The sequence below is a fragment of the Mycolicibacterium chlorophenolicum genome, assembly GCF_001044235.1.
Classification (GTDB): Bacteria; Actinomycetota; Actinomycetes; order Mycobacteriales; family Mycobacteriaceae; genus Mycobacterium; species Mycobacterium chlorophenolicum.
Window position 1 is genome coordinate 92,607 of record NZ_JYNL01000064.1, and the last position, 17,294, is coordinate 109,900.

A 17,294-nucleotide genomic window follows, 5' to 3' on the forward strand; every position below is an offset into this window, starting at 1 on the left:
CCGACTACTTGTCGGCCAGCAACGACTCGGTGGCCGAGAGCAGCGCGCACGTGGCGAGCCCGTCGATGGCCTCCCGCAGATCGGACATCCCGGGGAACGTGGGCGCGATGCGGATGTTCTTGTCGTCCGGGTCTTTTCGGTAGGGGAACGACGCGCCGGCCTCTGTCACCGCGATGCCCGCGTCCTTGGCCAGGGCCACGGTGCGCTTGGCCGTGCCGGGCAGCACGTCGAGGCTGATGAAGTAACCGCCCTTGGGCTCGGTCCACGACGCGATCTTCGACTCGCCCAACCGCTGGTCGAGGATCTCGAGCACGAGCGCGAACTTCGGCGCGAGCAGCTCCTGGTGGCGGCGCATGTGCACCCGCACGCCGTCGGCGTCGCCGAAGAAGCGCAGATGCCGCAGCTGGTTGATCTTGTCCGGGCCGATGGACTTCTTGCCCGCGTGCTGCAGGTACCACGCGATGGTGCCCAGCGAGCCGCCGAAGAAGCTGACACCGCCCCCGGCGAAGGTGATCTTCGACGTGGACGCGAACACCATCGGCCGGTTGGGGTGGTTGGCCGCCGCGGCCAGGCCCAGCACGTCGACCTGTTTGGCGAAGTCGTGCGTCAGCGTGTGCACCGCGTACGCGTTGTCCCACATCAGTCGGAAATCGGTTGCCGCCGTGGGCATCTGGACCAGGCGACGGACCGTCTCCCAGGAGTAGGTGGTGCCGGTCGGGTTCGAGTACACCGGTACGCACCACATGCCCTTGATCGCCGGATCGGCGGCGACCAGCTCTTCGATCAGGTCGACGTCGGGGCCGTCCTCGCGCATCGGCACGGTGATCATCTCGATGCCGAGGGTCTCGGTGATCGCGAAGTGTCGGTCGTATCCGGGGGAAGGACACAGGAACTTCACACCGGTGCCGTCGCGCAGGTCGTCGATCCACGGCCGCGGCGAGTCGACGCCGCCGTGCAGCAGCGAGTACACGACCACGTCGTGCATGAACTCCAGGCTCGCGTTGTTGCCGGCGATGAGGTTGGGCACCCCGATGCCGAGCAGCTCACCGAAGATCGCCCGCAGCTCCGGCAGCCCGTGCAGGCCGCCGTAGTTGCGGGTGTCGGTGCCCTCGCCGTCCCGGTACGCGTCGAGGCCGCTGCCCGGCAGGTCGAGCAGGCCGTTGGACAGGTCGAGTTGCGCCGGCGAGGGCTTGCCACGGGTCAGGTCCAGGTGCAGGTTCTTGGCTTGCAGCTCGGCGTAATTGCGCTGCTGCAGCTCGTGCTGGCCGACGAGTTCGTCGCGGCCCAGCGACTGAAACGACACCGCTCGCCTTTCACCGTCGTGGGGTGGGAGTCCCGGAGAAACAGGGGACCCCGCGCACCCGCCAGAGCCCGTTGACCCTTGCTGCCTTCCGGCCCTGGGGGAGTTCACAGGATGGACGCCGCGCGGGGTCCACGGAGAGTCTAGCCGGTGGGAGATGTGGGGAGTCACCATGTGGGTCGGCTACCATGGCCCGCGGAGGATTCGCCTAGTGGCCTATGGCGCTCGCCTGGAACGCGGGTTGGGTTAACAGCCCTCAGGGGTTCAAATCCCCTATCCTCCGCACTCGGCCCGGGGTGCGATCGGCTGACGACTCGCACGGTCGCACCCCGGGCACAGAATCGAGGAGGAGTATGGGCCGCACCGTCGCGGTGGTTTGGCACGCGTCGTTCTCCGTCGCCGCCGGTGTTCTCTACTTCTTTTTCGTCCTCCCCCGCACCCCCGAGCTGCTGGGCGACACCTCGCACACGCTGGGCACGGTGGTGCGCATCGTCACCGGCGCGCTGATCGGGCTCGCCGCGCTGCCGGTGGTGTTCACGCTGCTGCGCACCCGCCGACCCGAATTCGGCGTGCCCCGGCTGGCGCTGCGGCTGCGGACCACGTCGATCGCGCTCCATGCGCTCGCCGGTGCGCTGATCATCGGCGCCGCGATCGCCGAGATCTGGCTGTCGCTCGACAGCGTCGGGCCATGGCTGTTCGGCATCTACGGCGCTGCCGCGGCGATCGCGCTGCTCGGAATCCTGGCGTTCTACCTGGCGTTCGTGGCCGAACTGCCGCCCCCGCCGCCCAAGCCGCTCAAGGTCAAGAAGCGCACGTCGCGCCGGCGCGGCCGGAAAGCCGCCGACGACGACGAGACCGCTGCCGAGGAGACGGAGACCACCGAGTCGGCCGCGACCACCGAGGTCGACGAGACCACCGGGGCGGATGAGACCACCCAGGCCGACGAGACCGTGACGCCGACGGCCGAGGCGGACACCGAAGACGACACCGAGGACGACTCCGAGGACGATGCGGAGCCCGATTCCGACGCCGGTGGCAAGCTGCAGAACAGGCGCCCGACCGGCAAGGGAACGCTGCTGAGCCGCCGCAGACGCACCCGCGGCGGCGTCGCGGTCGAGGACTGAGCTACCGCCATCTCGTTCGACAGCAGCCCTTCGCACGGCCACTATTGATGGTTATGGGCCCGTTACTCCCGCTTCGGCTTCTCCTGGTCGCACTGGCCGCGATGCTCGCGCTGGTCGCGCCGGTGGCGCCTGCGCACGCGGCTCCCACTGATCTGCTGGCCGCCTCCGGGCAGGTGGAGCCGTCCGTCGTGCGGATCGACACCCAGGTGGACTACCAGGGCGTCCTCGGGGCCGGGACGGGGTTCGTCATCGACCCGGCCGGCCAGGTGGTGACCAACTTCCACGTCGTCCAGGGCGCCGACCGCATCACGGGGACCGTCAACGGCCGCCCCTATCCGGCCGTCCTCGTCGGCTACGACCGCAAACGCGACGTCGCGGTGATCCAACTGCAGGGTGCGGGCGGGCTGCCTCCGGCCAACATCGGTGACTCCAACGTCCTCGTGCCCGGTGAACCGGTGGTCGCGCTGGGCAACGCGTCGGGCACCGACAGCCCGTTGACGCGTGAGGTGGGGACGTTCACCGCGTTCAATCAGACCGTCACCGCGGAGGACTCGCTCACCGGCGCCAGCGACGAGATCACCGGACTGATCGAGTTCGCGGCGCCCGTGCGCGCGGGCGACTCCGGCGGGCCCGTCGTCAACAGCGCCGGGCAGGTCGTCGGGATCACCACGGCGGCGTCGGTGAACTTCAAGATGGGTCCGGGCGGCAAGGGCTTCGCGATCCCGATCAATGATGCGATGGCGATCGCCAACCAGATCCGCGCGGGCGCCGCGTCCGACAGTGTCCACATCGGCCCGCCGGTCCTGCTGGGGGTCGGGATCCGGACGGCGCCGCAGAACGAGCCCGGCGTGGTCATCCACGAGGTGCTGCGCGGCGGCCCGGCTGAACAGGCGGGACTGGCCAACGGCGATCTCCTCGTCGCGGTCGACGGGGTACGGCTGGATTCGTCGAAGTCGTTGCCGGCGGTGCTGGATCGCCACTACGCCGGAGACGTCATCGAGCTGACGTGGATCGATCGCAGCGGCGCCACCCGGACCGGCAAAGCGGTGCTCACGCCCGGCCCGTAGCCCTATGCTGAGCGAGTGCACAACACCGCTCCCCACCGCGTCGTCCAGTGGACGACCGGGAACGTCGGCAAGAGCGCCGTCGCCGCGATCGCCGCGAATCCGCAGCTGGAACTCGTCGGCTGCTACGCGTGGTCGGCCGACAAGGTGGGCCGCGATGTCGGCGACCTCGCCGGGATCGCACCCCTCGGGGTGAGCGCCACCGACGACGTCGACGCGCTGCTGGCGCTGAAACCCGACGTCGTCGTCTACAACCCGATGTGGATCGACGTGGACGAACTCGTGCGGATCCTCGAGGCGGGGATCAATGTGGTCGCGTCCGCGTCGTTCATCACCGGGCACAATCTCGGCGACGGACGGGCCCGGCTGGCCGAGGCGTGCCGACGCGGCGGAGCCACGTTGTTCGGGTCGGGCGTCAGTCCCGGGTTCGCCGAACTGCTCGCGATCGTGGCGGGCACGGCATGTGACCGCATCGACAAGATCACGATCGCCGAATCCGCCGACACCACGCTCTACGACTCTCCGGACACCGAACGTCCCGTCGGCTTCGGCGCCGCGATCGACGATCCGAATCTGCCGCCGATGGCCGCGACCGGCACGGCCGTGTTCGCCGAGGCCGTCGCGCTGGTCGCCGACGCCCTCGGCATCGAACTCGACGACATCACCTGTGTCTCCGAGTACGCCCAGACCACCGAGGACCTGCCGATGGCCTCGTGGACGATCCCCGCCGGCCATGTCGCGGGCGTGTTCGCCAGCTGGCAGGGCAGGGTGAACGGCAGGACGGTCATCGACATCAACGTCCGGTGGAAGAAGGGGCAGACGCTCGACCCGGACTGGAAGCTCGACGGTGACGGCTGGAAGATCACGATCGACGGCCGGCCGACGGTCACCATGAGCGTCGGCTTCCTGCCGCCGCAGGACATGATCGAGAGCGCCACGTCGATCGAGGACTTCTTCGTGCTCGGGCACATCATGACCGCGATGCCGCCCATCCATGCCATCCCTGCGGTGGTGGCGGCTGCGCCGGGCATCGCGACCTACACCGATCTGCCGCTGCCGATGCCGCGCGGGGTGGTGCCCACCGGCTGAGCGCCCGGCGCAATTCGGTTGCGTCGGCGGCCGCTGATGCGGTGGCATGGGGGGTATGAGCGTGCGCGGCTGGGTGCTGTTCGCCGCGATGAGCCTCATCTGGGGCATCCCCTACCTGCTCATCAAGGTTGCGGTGGAGGGGGTTTCGGTCCCGGTGCTGGTGCTCGCACGGACCGCGGTCGGCGCTCTGGTGCTCCTTCCGCTGACGCTGCGCCGGCAGGCGTGGGCACCGGTGCTCGCGCACTGGAAACCGGTCGCCGTGTTCGCGTTCTTCGAGATCATCGCGGCCTGGCTGCTGCTCTCCGATGCCGAGCGGCACCTGTCGAGCTCGCTGACCGGGCTGCTGATCGCGGCGTCGCCGATCGTGGCGGCGCTGCTGGACCGGCTCACCGGCGGCGAGCACCGGCTGACCCCTGTCCGGCTGGCGGGGCTCGGCGTCGGGCTGGCCGGGGTGGCGGCGCTGGCCGGCCCCGAACTCACCGGCGGCAGTGCGTGGTCGGTGACCGAGGTGCTGATGGTGTCGGTCTGTTACGCGATCGCGCCGCTGGTCGCCGCCCGCTACCTGGCCGACGTCCCGGCGCTTCCGATGACGGCGGCGTGCCTGACGCTCGCGGCGCTCGTGTACGCCGCGCCGGCGGCGGCCACGTGGCCCGAGGCCGTCCCGGCGCCACGGGTGCTGATCGCGATCGCGGCGCTCGCGGTGATCTGCACCGCGACGGCGTTCCTGGTGTTCTTCGCGCTGATCCGGGAGGTGGGCGCCGCCCGGGCGCTGGTGTTCACCTACGTCAACCCGGCGGTGGCGCTGGCGGCCGGGGTGCTGGTGCTGGGCGAGCCGTTGACGGCGTGGAATCTCGCCGGGCTGGCGCTGATCCTGACCGGGTCGGTGCTGGCGACGCGGCGCGGTCCCGCGGTCAGTCCGGTACCGCCCGCAGCGTCTGCGCGATCACCTCGATGACGCCCTGGGGCTGCTTCTCCAGGTAGAAGTGGCCACCGGTGAACGTGTGCACGGTGCCACCGCCGGACGTGTGCTCGTGCCAGGCCGAGGCGTCGGCCACGGTGGTCTTCGGGTCGTCGGTCGCGGTCATCACGACGATCGGCGCGGAGATGCCGACGTCGGTGCCGCGGTGGTAGGCCTGCAGCGCCCGGTAGTCGTTGCGGAACGCGGGCAGGAACGTCTCGAGCATCTCCCGGTTCTCCAGCACCCGCGGATCGGTGCCGCCGAGTTGGCGCATCACGTCGACCAGTTCACGGTCGTCCTTGTGGTCGCGCTCGTCGCCGTACCGGCTGGGTGCGCGTGCGCCGGAGGCGAAGACGGTCACCGGTGTGCGGCCGGTCCGGGTCTCCATCCGGCGGGCCACCTCGAAGGCCAGCACCGCGCCCATGCTGTGACCGAAGAAGGCGACCGGCCCGGCAGGGACGGCGCCGAGTTCGGCGTGCACCTGATCGGCCAGGTCGTCGATGGTTTCGACGAACGGCTCCTTGTAGCGGTCCTGCCGCCCGGGGTACTGCACGGCGTAGACGTCGAATTCCGGCGAGAGCGCCCGCGACAGCGGGAAGTAGTAGCTCGCCGAGCCGCCGGCATGCGGGAAGCACACCAGGCGCAGGCGCGCGGTGGGCGCGGGGGTGAAGTTGCGGATCCAGGGGCTGCGCTGGGGACCGGTCATGGTTGCGGCGGCTCCGCGGGAGGCGGCGGTGGTGGCGGTGCGCCCGGCGGTGGCGGTGGTGGCGGCGGCTCCTCGACGACGCGCAGCACGTTCGCCGACAGCCGCGCACCCGGCGGACCCTCGATCTGGACGTCTTTGTAGATCTCCGCCTTCTCGCCCTGGACGGTGAACTTGCCCGGCTGCGGCTGGCTGCCACCGGTGACCTCGTACTCCACGGTGAAGGGTGTCTCCGGGAAAGGATGCAGCCCAACGTATTTGGGCTCGATCGTGTAGGTATAGACGCACGGGCCGGCCGGGTCGCAGGTCTGGGCGGTGACGGTCACCCCGATGAGGAACTCCTTGACCGTCGGCACCGACGGCGGCGGCGGAGCCGGCGGTTCGCGCCGTGGCGCGCTGGCCTGCTGGTCGGATCGGGAGACCAGGACCAGTGACGCGATGCCCACGCCGCTGGCCAGCACCCCGACGATCGCCAGGGCGGCGAGCAGCTTGCGGAAGGTCACCTGGGCAGGGTAGCGAGTCACCGCCGCGTCCCACGCGATCGCCCTCGTCGTGCATCGAATCGTGACCGCGCAACCCGATTAGTCGGCCAGGGGATGGGTAGTCCGGTAGAAGCGATGGAGAACAGAGAGTTGGTTGCGTTCACTACTCCACGTCAGACGGCAGTTGGTGCAACTGTGGTGTTAAGCAGTCAGCATCAGACTGGCCGCCGTCGCATCTACTGTGTGCACAGACGCAGTTCACCTTCTCGGGCGGACGGTCAGTCCCCCACCCGGTTGCCCTCGTCGTCCCAGTGCTCCGCGACCTTCTTCGACGGCTGCACCCGCGGCGGCTCGCCCGGCATCTTCGGGTAGCTCGGCGGGTACGGCAGGTCCCCGAGGCCCCGCTCCTCGTCGGCGGCGACCATCTCCAGCAGGCCCTCGATCGACTGGGCCGTGTCGTCGATGCCGGCCCACGGATCGGGCCGACCGGCGACGAACTCGGGCACAGTGCGGATCGTGTAATCGTCGGGATCCGCGGTGCGCAGTTCCTCCCATGTCAACGGGGTCGAGACGGTGGCGATCGGCGTCTTGCGCACCGAGTAGGGCGAGGCGAACGTGCGGTCGCGCGCGTTCTGGTTGTAGTCGATGAACAACCGCTCCCCCCTCTCCTCCTTCCACCACGACGTCGTCACCGCATCGGGTGCGCGCCGTTCGACCTCGCGGGCCAGCGCGATCCCGGCCCGTCGCACCGCGATGAAGTCCCAGTCGGTGGCGATCCGCAGGAACACGTGCACGCCGCGCCCGCCGGAGGTCTTCGGGTAGCCGACCAGGCCGAGCTCGTCGAGCAGCGGCTTGAGCACGTCGACGGCGACCGTGCGGGCCTCGGCGAAGCCGGTGCCCGGCTGGGGGTCCAGGTCGACGCGCAGCTCGTCGGGATGTTCGGTGTCCGGGCAGCGCACCTGCCACGGGTGCAGCGTCACCGTGCCCATCTGCGCCGCCCACACGATCGCCGAGGGATGGGTGATCTTCAGCGCGTCGGCCGTGCGTCCGGACGGGAAGGTGACGGTGCAGGTCTCGAGGTAGTCGGGATGCTTCTGCGGCACCCGCTTCTGGTAGATCTCCTCGCCGGTGATGCCGTCGGGGAAGCGCTGCAGATGCACCGGCCGGTCCCGCAGCAGCGTCACCATCGGTTCGGCCACGGACAGGTAGTACTCGACCAGCTTGCCCTTGGTGCCGTCCTTGCCCAGCTCCGGGAAGTACGGCTTGTCGGGGTTGGTCAACCGAACCTTCACCCCGTCGACGTCGAGTTCAGTTGCGGGCGTTGCCATGTCAGGAACTCTCCAGCACGTCGTAGAGGTCGTAGGTGATCGGTACGTCGAGTTGATCGAAGGTGCAGCTGGCGGGGTCACGATCGGGCCGCCATCGGAGGAACTTCACCGCGTGGCGGAACCGGTCGCCCTCCATCTGGTCGTAGGCGACCTCGCACACCCGCTCCGGGCGGACGGGGATCCAGCGTTTGTCGGCCGCAGAATTCCAGCGGCTCGGTTCGCCGTCGCGCACGTCGTCGCCGATGCGCAGCGGCTTCAGGTCGGCCAGCAGACTCAGGCGCGCCTTCGCGGTGAAGGACGCGGCCCCGCCGACCATCTGCAGCTCCCCGTCGCCGCGGTACAGCCCGAGCAGGATCGAGCCGATTCCCTCGCCGCTCTTGTGAATTCGGTACCCGATCGCGACGCAGTCGGCGTCGCGGGCGTGTTTGACCTTCACCATGTCCCGCTTGCCGGGCAGGTAGGCGCCGCCGAGCCGCTTGGCGATCACCCCATCGAGGCCGGCGCCCTCGAATTCCTGCAACCACCGGGTGGCCAGGTCGGCGTCCTCGGTGGTGCGGGTGACGTGACACCACTGCTTCTCGAAGACGGCCTCGGACAGCGCCTTCCGCCGCGTTCGGAACGGTTCCTTGAGCAGCGAGGTGTCGCCGACGGCCAGCGCGTCGAAGCCGATGAAGTGCGCGGGGGTCTGCTCGGACAGCAGCCGGACCCGCGATTCGGCGGGGTGGATGCGCTGGCTGAGCGACTCCCAGTCCAGCCGCACCCGGCCGCCGATCTCGCGGGGCACGACGATCTCGCCGTCGAGCACGCAGCGCGGCGCGAGTTCGTCGCGCACGGCGTCGAGGACCTCGGGGAAGTAGCGGGCCAGGTCCTTGCCGCTGCGCGACAGCAGCACCACGTCGTCACCGTCCCGGAAGACCAACGCCCGGAACCCGTCCCACTTGGGCTCATAGGACCACACCCCCGCGTCGGAGGGCACGGTTGCCTGCGCCTTGGCCAGCATCGGCTCCAGCGGCGGCCGCACGGGAAGGTCCATGGCGTCCATACTCACGCAGACCCGAGTACCCAGACAATCTCATCGCCCACGTAGGGATTTGAGTAGCGCACTACTGATGTACCTCGCCACTGGGCCTCATAACTTCAAGTCTGGCGGCAGACGCACGACATCGTGAGGGGTCGACAGTGCTGATTTCAGGGGAACATGCGGTCGTTCTCGGCGCGAGCATCAGCGGCCTGCTGGCGGCGCGAGCGCTCGCCGACCACTTCCGGAGCGTCACCGTGGTCGAACGCGACGCGCTGTCCGAGGAGCCCGCGGATCGGCGCGGCGTACCGCAGGGCAGGCAGCCGCACGCACTGCTGGCGCGCGGCGCGCAGACGCTCGATGAGATGTTCCCCGGAATCCTCGATGAGCTGGTTGCCGACGGTGCCCCGGTGTGGGACGACGGAGACCTGTCGCGGTTGCACATCTGCCTCGGCGGGCACCTGACGGTGAGGTCGGGCAAGGCAGCCGTCGACGATTTCAAGGCGGCTGCGATGTACCAGCCGAGCAGGCCCCTTCTCGAGTGTCATGTGCGGCGGCGCGTGCAGGGGCTCGACAACGTGACGGTCCTCGGCGGACACGATGTCGCCGACCTCGTCGCGACCGCGGACCGCAAGCGGATCAACGGAGTTCGCATCGTCGACCGCGACCGCGGAACCGATCGACACCTGGCGGCGAATCTCGTTGTCGACGCGATGGGGCGGGGCGCACATACGCCGGCGCTGTTGGACAGTCTGGGTTACGGGAGACCGGTGGAGGACCACATCGTCGTCCACACCACCTATGTCAGTCAGCCTCTGCGGATCCCGCCGGGGACCCTCAACGAGATGCTGGTCCTCATCGGTCCCGCAGCCGGTCGGCCGACCGGCATGTTCCTGGTCCACAACGAAGACGACAAGTGGATCTTCACGGTGTTCGGCATGGCGGGTCAGGAACCGCCTCGCGACCTGGCGGGCATGACCGACTTCGCCCGGGGTTACGCGCCCGCGCACCTGCTGGCGGCCGTGCGGGCCGGCGAACCTCTGGGCCCTGTGGTGCGGCACCGTCTGCCGTCCAGTCAGTGGCGACGCTACGACAAGATGCGCAGCTTCCCGGACGGGCTGGTGGTGTGCGGCGACGCGATGTGCAGCTTCAACCCGATCTACGGACAGGGCATGTCGGTCGCGTCGTTGGAGGCGTTGGCTCTCCAGGATGCGGTGCGGCGCGGCACGGACGACCTGCCGCGGCGCTACTTCCGTTCTGCGGCGAAGCCCATCGGCGTGGCCTGGAGGCTCGCGGCATCATCTGACCTGGCCTTTCCCGAGGTGCAGGGGCGGCGGACGGCGTCGATGCGGTTCGCCAACCGGCTCTCCGACTGGGTGCTCGGAGCCGCCGAAACCGATGCCGCGGTCAATACGCAGTTCTTCAAGGTGACAGGGCTCATCGATCCGCCCGCCCGCTTGCTCGACCCGCGGTTCCTGTCACGGGTTGCCCGCGTGAACCGGACGCGAGGGCGACAGGACAGGCGACCGGTGACTCCGACGAGCCTGACGCCGACGGCACCCTAGGTTCACCGGAAAGGTCGTCGGGCGGCGGACTCCACCCGGCCGAACACGGCCACGAGAACCACCAGCACGGCAAGCGGGCCGACCAGCCACAGCCAGCGCTGCGCCCACCACTGCGCGGTGGGCTCGACCGGCAATGCGAAGCCCGCGCGCTCGTACACCCACACCACCACCAGGTAGGCGGTCATGTGCCAGACGAACACGGTCATCGCGACCGCGTTGACCGCCACCACCGGCTTCCACAGGACGGGCCGGCCCAGCAGCTTTCTCGCTGCCGGCGCCACGAGGACCAGCAGCCCGAGCTGGAACACCGCCAGGGCCGCGATCGCGGCGTTCGTCGGGAGGAGGTTCGACTCGGCGGCGCCCACGGTGGCCACCATCGAGCGCGGAAAGCCGGCACCCAGCGTCAGGACCAGCAGTCCGGCCAGGCCCACCGCGGCGATCGCTGCCCGCACCGGAAGCGGCCGGCGGCCGAGATCGGCGCTGCGCCACCAGTATCCGAGCTGGTGGCAGAACAGCCACACCACCGCGGCGGTCGGCCAGGCGGCCGCGTCCAGGCCGGCGACGCGCGTCAGGACCGTGCCGCCGGCGAGGAGTGCGACCAACACCGCCAGCACGGTCGGGCCGGCGCGGACGTGCAGCGCCGCGGTGAGCGGCACCAGGGCGATCAGCACGCCGTAGACGCCGACGAACCACAGCGGCATGAGATAGCCGGGAAACCACTGCCACATCCAGCGGTGCGGACCCGGCAGCGCGGCCGCGATCACCTCACCTGCGAGCCAGACGGCCGCCCACGCGGCGGTCGGCCAGAGCAGCCGGCGCAGGCGGCCGCGGACGAACCGCACGCCCGAGGTGCCGGTGGCCCGGGCGCGTTCCCACGCCGCCAGGTTGGCGTATCCACCGACCACGAAGAACAGCGGCATGACCTGCAGGATCCACGTCGCGAGCCAGCTGCCCGGCACCGTGTGCACCGGGTTGGGCATCACCAGGGTGCCGTCGGCGGTTCGCTGCGTCACCGACAGCGTCCAGTGCCAGAGCACCACCACCACGATGCAGACGGCGCGGGCGGCGTCGACCACCCGGTCGCGGGAGTCGGGGGTCGCAGCGACCAGTCGATCCAGCGGCGTCAGAATCCGATGCCGATCCCGACGCCCCCGAGGCCGCCGTTGATCCAGACGTCGTCGTCGTGGTTGGGGCAGGAGACGTCGACATAGACGGTCGTGAACGTCTCCGGCGGCGGTCCGTTCAGATCCGGGTTGTGCACGCCGAGCACCTGGCACTCCCCCAGCGGGCGGCTGCTCACGCCGCTCACCCAGTTGATCTGGACGTCGTAGCCCTGCCCCTTCAGCTCGTCGATCACCGCGGCGGCCGAGCCCGAGCCCGGTTCGGCGGCACCCGGGGCGGCCGACGCGAGAGCAGCCGCAGCCACGGAGGCGACGACGAGGACGCATCGGGTGGGCATCACTCCATGATGCGCCCTCACCCGGCTACTGCGCCGTCACGTCCATGTCGACCAGGATCCGTCGCAGCACCTTGCCGGTGGCGTTGCGCGGCAACTCCTCGACGAACACCACGTCGCGCGGCACCTTGTAGCGGGCGAGGTTGTCCTTCACGTACTGCTTGATGTCCTCGGCCTGTGGCGAGGTGCCGGGGTGGGGAACGATGAAGGCGCGCAACCGTTTTCCGAACTCGACGTCGTCGACGCCCACCACCGCGACGTCGGAGACGTGTTCGTGCTCGACGAGCAGGTTCTCGACTTCCTGCGGGAAGACGTTCTCGCCGCCGGAGACGATCATGTCGTCGTCGCGCCCGTCGACGAACAACAATCCGTTCTCGTCGAAGTGGCCCATGTCGCCGCTGGACATGTAGCCGTCGATGACCTGCTTGTGCCGGCCGTCGGTGTACCCCTCGAACGGCGACCCGCTGCGGATGAAGATCCGGCCCCGCTTGCCCGCACCGTGCACCCGCTGGTCGTTCTCGTCGAACAGCACCACCTCACACGTCACGGGCGATCGTCCGGCGGTGCCCGGCGCGCGGCGCAGCTCCTCCGGCGTCGCCACCGTCGCCACCGCACATTCGGTGGAGCCGTAGAGGTTGTAGAGGACGTCGCCGAAGGTGTCCTGCGCCCGGGTGCACAGCTCCGGGCTCAGCGCCGACCCCGCGATGACGATCGCCTTCAGCGACGACGTGTCGTACTTGGCGATGGTCTCGGCGGGCAGCTCGACCATGCGGTGCAGCATCGTCGGGACGGCGACCAGCATGTCGGCGCGATGGTCGGCGATGAGCGCCAGGGTGCCCTCGGGGCTGAAGCGGCGTGCGGTGACGACCTTGTTTCCCAGCGCCGCTCCCACCAGATAGGTCGCCAGCCCGGTGCTGTGGAAGATCGGCGAGACGATCACCATGGTTCCCTTGCGGGGGAACGGGATCCGATCCACCACCTGGGCCGTCGCGAAGGGAGACACCGTGGCCCGCGGCGCGCCCTTGGGCAACCCGGTGGTACCACTGGTGAGGATCACGAAGCCGCCGGGCTTGCCGGGCGCGGGCAGTGGTTCGGCGGAGTTGGCCGCGATCAGGTCGTCGATCGTCTGCATGCCCGCGGGCCGGTCGGTGCCCTCGTCGAGCCAGGTGAGCACCCGCGGAAGCTCGGCGGGCAGCGCGTCGAGCAGACCGAGGAACTCGCTGTCGTGCAACACCACCTTCACGTGCTCGCGTTCACACACCTGCGCGAACTGCGGTTTGGCGAATCCGGTGTTCATCAACACCAGGCGTGCACCGATCTTGCCGCAGGCCGCCATCGCGATGATGAGGCCGCGGTGGTCGCGGCACAGGATGCCCACGACCGAGCCCTCGTGGACGCCGAGCCGGTTCAGCCCTCTGCCCAGAGCGGTGGACTGGTCGTCGACCTGCTTGTAGGTCAGGGTCCCTCGCTCGTCGGCGATGGCCGGCAGCGTCGGATACTTGCGGCCGCCCTGGATCGCCATCGTGGCCTGGGGGCCGTACACCGCGGCGTTCTTCGCCGTCGCCAGCGTGGCACCGCTGAACTCGAGGATCCCGGTGTCGTGCAGACGCTTGAGCGCCCTGGCCTTTTCGGCGGCGAGGTCGATCCGTCGGCGAAGGTCGGTGAGTGCGTCGGCCATCTGTGTCCTTTCCGATCGTCGTGACGTCATGATGCGCCTTTGCGGTCACCTCACGGCGCGGTTCAGCAGGTACAGGAACGGCCGATAACTCACACGGCCCTCTCGGCGCGCCGGCATGCTGTCGGCCGCCGCCGCGTACCACTCCTGCCGGGTGATCCCGGTCAGGTCGAGCCGGCGGCCGCACATCGACGCGATCGCCAGCAGCATCAGCGCGCCGGTGCGCCCGTTGCCTTCGCGGAAGGGGTGGATCTGGTTGTACTCCGCGTACCAGCGGGCCAGCTCGTAGGCGAGCCGGGGGGCGTCGTGGTCGGCACGCTCGTCGACCAGTCGCCGCGCGGTGCGGTGCACGTCGGCCATCCTGTCCTCGATCGACGATACCGAGCCGAACACGTCCCGGCCGCGGCGCAATTCGACGATGCGGTACTGGCCTGCCCATCCGTAGGTGTCGGAGAACAGATGGCGGTGCATCGCTCTCGCGTCGAGCGTCCCGACCGTCGGTGCGCACAGCCAGCCGACCATCCGGCCCGCCGACGCCACATACTCCAGGTCGGCCAGCGCTTCGGTCGTCGTCACGCCGAACTCGTTGCGCAACAACGTCGTTCCGGGAACGAGATACGGCGCGGGCCGGCGCAACCGGATCCTGCGACGGTGCCGCGCCGGCGGCGGATGGCGGGCGCGGTGGGTCGCGAGGAAGTCGGCGAACGGCAGGTCGCCGCGGGCCACGGCGCCCAGCGCGTCGACGTGATCGTCGGTGGGGCACCACCCCTCGATGCGGTGCACCGCGACCGTCGTCGCCACCGCGTGAAGTACGGGATCGCCGGACACGTCGGCCTACCGCTCCCCGAACGCCGAAATCGACGACAGGTACGACAGCTTGCGCATCACGCCGGACACCTCGCGCGCGACGCTGCGCAGCGCGGCCCGGTCCTGCGGTGGCAGCTCACCGAGGGAGATCACGTCCCCCGCGGTCCGGCCGGCCAGGAACGCGGAAACGTGTGTCCGCCAACGGAAACGCATCAACCACAGGTGGCAGTCGCGCAGTGTGGCGGCGTCGTCGGCGTCCAGCACACCGCCGGCCTCGCCGGCGGCGAGCCGCTCCCGGGTGGACAGCGCGGCGGAGCCGGTCGACAGCGCCGCCCAGCGGGCGATCTTCACCACCGGGTCGATCACGGCGCGCTTGACGTCGACGGCGTCGCTGCCGCTGACGAACAGCTTCAACCGGGACGGCACCGTGGCCCGCACCGCGGTGGCGTCCTGCACCATCGCCTGCCGGACCGGATAGTGCCGCCCGGCGGCCGCCACCGCGGCCGCGCGCAGGAAGTCGTCGGCGCACGCACCCGGTAGGCCGTCGGCGTCGGCCATCAGCCCGGTCATCACGACGCCGCGGTCCTGCTGCGGCTCGGCCGCCCAGCGCTCGATCCCCTCGGTCCAGCTGCCCCGCCGCCGGCAGAACCGGGACCGGCCGGCCAGCACACCGTTCGCGTCGCCGTGGATGCCACACCCCTCCACCAGGGCGTGCACCTCCGCGGCGCGGGACAGCAGCGCGGCCTTCCCGTCGTCGTCGACCCCGTCGTCGAGCACGATCATCGTCTCCACGTCCGACCCGGGCACCGCCTCTCCCCGGGCCACGCTGCCCGACACGAACCATGTCCAGTCCGCGGGTCCGGCCAGCCGAACCCCGGCGGCCATGCCGTGCCGCAGCACCGTCGACCACGCCGCCGCCAGCGCCGGCGCGTGAGCGCGGGACTCGCCGGTGACCGTCGCGGCCGCCCGCTCCATCCCGGCGCGCAGGTCGGCCTCGTCGGCGGCGGCGTCGAGCGCCGCGACGGTCTCGGCGAGATCGCGCCCGGACGGCAGCACCAACGACATGACCGAGATTGTCACCCGACCGGCGCCTGGTCACACAGTCGTGACATCGAGGAAACGGCGAGCACACGAACGGTTTGTACTTTTCTGTCGCACGACAGGAATGTCCGACACCAGGAGCGCAGTATGACCGCCATCGATCCCGCCATCTCGTCGCAGGAGGACGCCTCCACGCTGGAGGAACTCGGCTACACCCAGGAGCTGCACCGCGGCATCGGCGGGTACGCGGCGTTCGCGTCGGGATTCTCGTTCGTGTCGATCCTGACCACGGTGTTCGCGTTCTTCCCGCTGGGGTTCGCGCTCGGCGGCCCCGCGTTCTTCTTCACCTGGCCGATCGTCTTCGTCTGCCAGTTCTGCGTCTGCCTGGTGTTCGCCGAACTGTCGGGCAAGTTCCCGGTGGCCGGCGCGATCTACCAGTGGTCGCGGCGGCTCGCGGGCAATGCGGTCGGCTGGTTCGCCGGCTGGTTCATGCTGGTCGGCTACATCGTGTCGATCGCCGCACTGGCGATCGCCATGCAGACGGTGCTGCCGCCGATCTGGTCGGGCTTCCAGCTCGTCGGCCAGGACATGGACCCGCTGTCGGTCGACGGCGCCACCAACGGCATCATCCTCGGCGCCGTCACGATCGTGCTGTGCACGATCATCAGCGCCGCCGGCGTGCGGTTCATGGCCCGCATCACCGTCACCGGCGTGACGCTGGAGATCATCGGCGTCGTGCTGATCATCGGCGCGATGTTCCTGACCGCCGAACGCAGCCCGGCCCAGGCCGTCCTCGACACCGGCGGCCACGGCACCGGCGTGAGCTACCTGCCCGCGTTCCTGGCCTCGATGCTGATGGCCGCCTACGTGATGTACGGCTTCGACAGCGCCGCCGAGCTCAGCGAGGAGACCCGCAACCCCCGCAAGACCGCCCCGAAAGCGATCGTCAACGCGCTGCTCGTGTCGTTCCTCGGCGGCGGCCTGATGATCCTCGCCGCCCTGATGTCGGCCCCCGAGCTCGGCGACGATCTGGCCCACGGCGGTATGGCGTGGGTGATCGAGAGCCAGCTCGACACCTGGCTCGGCAAGACGCTGCTCGGCCTCGTCGCGGTCGCGATCTTCTCGGCCACCCTGGCCATCCAGGCGTCGGCCTCACGGGTGATGTTCTCGATGGCCCGCGACAACCGCCTCCCGTTCGGCTCGTTCCTGGCGCGGGTCAACAAGCGCACCGGCACACCCGTCATCACCGGCATCGCGGTCAGCACCCTGGCCATCGCGGTGCTGCTGGTCAACCTCGGGCAGTCGAGCGTGTTCGCCGCGATCGCGTCCGTGTCGGTGGTGATCGTCTACCTGGCCTACCTGATGGTGACCGTGCCGGCGCTCGTGCACCGGCTGCGCGGGACCAGCCTGTCCTACGGCAAGCCGATCATGGACCTGGGCCGGTGGGGAATCCCGGTCAACCTGATCGCCGTCGTGATGGGCGGTCTGCTGGTGATCAACATCGGGTGGCCGCGTCAGGAGGTCTACAACCCGGCCGGCGACTCGCTGTTCCTGCAGTACTTCGCGGTCATCTTCGTCGCGCTGACGCTCGTCGTCGGCTACGTCGCCTACCGGGTGGTCAAGGACCGCGACGGCGCCCCGGACCCCGTCGACGCGCTCGTCGGCCGGAAGGGCTGACACCCAC

At 69.9% G+C, this 17,294-nt stretch carries 16 protein-coding genes, 1 tRNA gene and 1 other RNA gene; 7 read left to right on the forward strand and 11 right to left on the reverse strand.

Going from position 1 to position 17,294, the window contains the following annotated elements:
- Positions 1-4: 4 nt before the first annotated feature.
- A complete protein-coding gene (locus tag MCHLDSM_RS22690; protein WP_048472124.1) occupies positions 5-1,303 on the reverse strand; it encodes an aspartate aminotransferase type Ic in 1,299 nt (432 codons plus the stop codon).
- A 39-nt stretch (positions 1,304-1,342) separates the two neighbouring features.
- An RNA gene (gene ffs, locus MCHLDSM_RS35415) (signal recognition particle sRNA small type) lies at positions 1,343-1,437 on the reverse strand.
- A 60-nt stretch (positions 1,438-1,497) separates the two neighbouring features.
- On the opposite strand from ffs, the gene MCHLDSM_RS22695 reads away from it, so the two are divergent.
- The 5 genes from MCHLDSM_RS22695 to MCHLDSM_RS22715 all read left to right on the forward strand — a co-directional run bounded on the left by MCHLDSM_RS22695 (position 1,498) and on the right by MCHLDSM_RS22715 (position 5,532).
- Positions 1,498-1,583: transfer RNA gene (locus MCHLDSM_RS22695), tRNA-Ser, on the forward strand.
- Between the two features lie 70 nt (positions 1,584-1,653).
- A complete protein-coding gene (locus MCHLDSM_RS22700) occupies positions 1,654-2,424 on the forward strand; it encodes a lipid uptake coordinator LucA (protein ID WP_048472125.1) in 771 nt (256 codons plus the stop codon).
- Between the two features lie 53 nt (positions 2,425-2,477).
- Positions 2,478-3,491, forward strand: a complete 1,014-nt coding sequence (locus MCHLDSM_RS22705; protein ID WP_048472126.1) for a S1C family serine protease — start codon at positions 2,478-2,480, stop codon at positions 3,489-3,491.
- Positions 3,492-3,506: 15 nt separating this feature from the next.
- The gene (locus tag MCHLDSM_RS22710) at positions 3,507-4,577 is read left to right on the forward strand and encodes an NAD(P)H-dependent amine dehydrogenase family protein (RefSeq protein ID WP_048472127.1); all 1,071 of its coding nucleotides are present in this window, start codon (positions 3,507-3,509) and stop codon (positions 4,575-4,577) included.
- 55 nt (positions 4,578-4,632) lie between these two features.
- Positions 4,633-5,532 (forward strand): DMT family transporter, encoded by a 900-nt coding sequence (locus MCHLDSM_RS22715; RefSeq protein ID WP_048472128.1) that lies wholly within the window; start codon positions 4,633-4,635, stop codon positions 5,530-5,532.
- Here the strand turns inward: MCHLDSM_RS22715 and MCHLDSM_RS22720 are convergent.
- The 4 genes from MCHLDSM_RS22720 to MCHLDSM_RS22735 form a co-directional block, all read right to left on the reverse strand.
- A complete protein-coding gene (locus tag MCHLDSM_RS22720) occupies positions 5,489-6,241 on the reverse strand; it encodes a thioesterase II family protein (RefSeq protein WP_048472129.1) in 753 nt (250 codons plus the stop codon). The two genes, MCHLDSM_RS22715 and MCHLDSM_RS22720, sit on opposite strands and share 44 nt — an antisense overlap.
- Complete coding sequence (locus tag MCHLDSM_RS22725) at positions 6,238-6,741, reverse strand: hypothetical protein (RefSeq protein WP_048472130.1); 504 nt, start codon at positions 6,739-6,741, stop codon at positions 6,238-6,240. The genes MCHLDSM_RS22720 and MCHLDSM_RS22725 overlap by 4 nt, the downstream gene beginning before the upstream one ends.
- A gap of 257 nt (positions 6,742-6,998) precedes the next feature.
- The gene (gene ligD, locus MCHLDSM_RS22730; protein WP_048472131.1) at positions 6,999-8,048 is read right to left on the reverse strand and encodes a non-homologous end-joining DNA ligase; all 1,050 of its coding nucleotides are present in this window, start codon (positions 8,046-8,048) and stop codon (positions 6,999-7,001) included.
- 1 nt (position 8,049) lies between these two features.
- Positions 8,050-9,090, reverse strand: coding sequence for an ATP-dependent DNA ligase (locus MCHLDSM_RS22735; RefSeq protein WP_048472132.1), 1,041 nt, complete (start codon positions 9,088-9,090; stop codon positions 8,050-8,052).
- 137 nt (positions 9,091-9,227) lie between these two features.
- Between MCHLDSM_RS22735 and MCHLDSM_RS22740 the strand changes: the two genes are divergently transcribed.
- Complete coding sequence (locus tag MCHLDSM_RS22740) at positions 9,228-10,631, forward strand: FAD-dependent oxidoreductase (protein ID WP_048472133.1); 1,404 nt, start codon at positions 9,228-9,230, stop codon at positions 10,629-10,631.
- Between the two features lie 2 nt (positions 10,632-10,633).
- On the opposite strand, the gene MCHLDSM_RS22745 is transcribed toward MCHLDSM_RS22740, so the two are convergent.
- The 5 genes from MCHLDSM_RS22745 to MCHLDSM_RS22765 are packed head-to-tail and all read right to left on the reverse strand — an operon-like array spanning position 10,634 to position 15,634.
- Positions 10,634-11,707 (reverse strand): acyltransferase family protein, encoded by a 1,074-nt coding sequence (locus MCHLDSM_RS22745; protein WP_048472134.1) that lies wholly within the window; start codon positions 11,705-11,707, stop codon positions 10,634-10,636.
- Positions 11,708-11,754: 47 nt separating this feature from the next.
- Entirely contained in the window at positions 11,755-12,090 is a 336-nt protein-coding gene (locus tag MCHLDSM_RS22750) for a hypothetical protein (protein ID WP_048472874.1), read from the reverse strand.
- A 25-nt stretch (positions 12,091-12,115) separates the two neighbouring features.
- Positions 12,116-13,765 (reverse strand): acyl-CoA synthetase, encoded by a 1,650-nt coding sequence (locus MCHLDSM_RS22755; protein ID WP_048472135.1) that lies wholly within the window; start codon positions 13,763-13,765, stop codon positions 12,116-12,118.
- A gap of 45 nt (positions 13,766-13,810) precedes the next feature.
- Complete coding sequence (locus MCHLDSM_RS22760; RefSeq protein ID WP_048472136.1) at positions 13,811-14,590, reverse strand: Fic/DOC family protein; 780 nt, start codon at positions 14,588-14,590, stop codon at positions 13,811-13,813.
- 6 nt (positions 14,591-14,596) lie between these two features.
- Complete coding sequence (locus MCHLDSM_RS22765; protein WP_048472875.1) at positions 14,597-15,634, reverse strand: putative nucleotidyltransferase substrate binding domain-containing protein; 1,038 nt, start codon at positions 15,632-15,634, stop codon at positions 14,597-14,599.
- Positions 15,635-15,757: 123 nt separating this feature from the next.
- Here MCHLDSM_RS22765 and MCHLDSM_RS22770 point away from each other — a divergent pair, with 123 nt between their 5' ends.
- A complete protein-coding gene (locus tag MCHLDSM_RS22770) occupies positions 15,758-17,287 on the forward strand; it encodes an amino acid permease (RefSeq protein ID WP_048472137.1) in 1,530 nt (509 codons plus the stop codon).
- Positions 17,288-17,294: the final 7 nt, after the last annotated feature.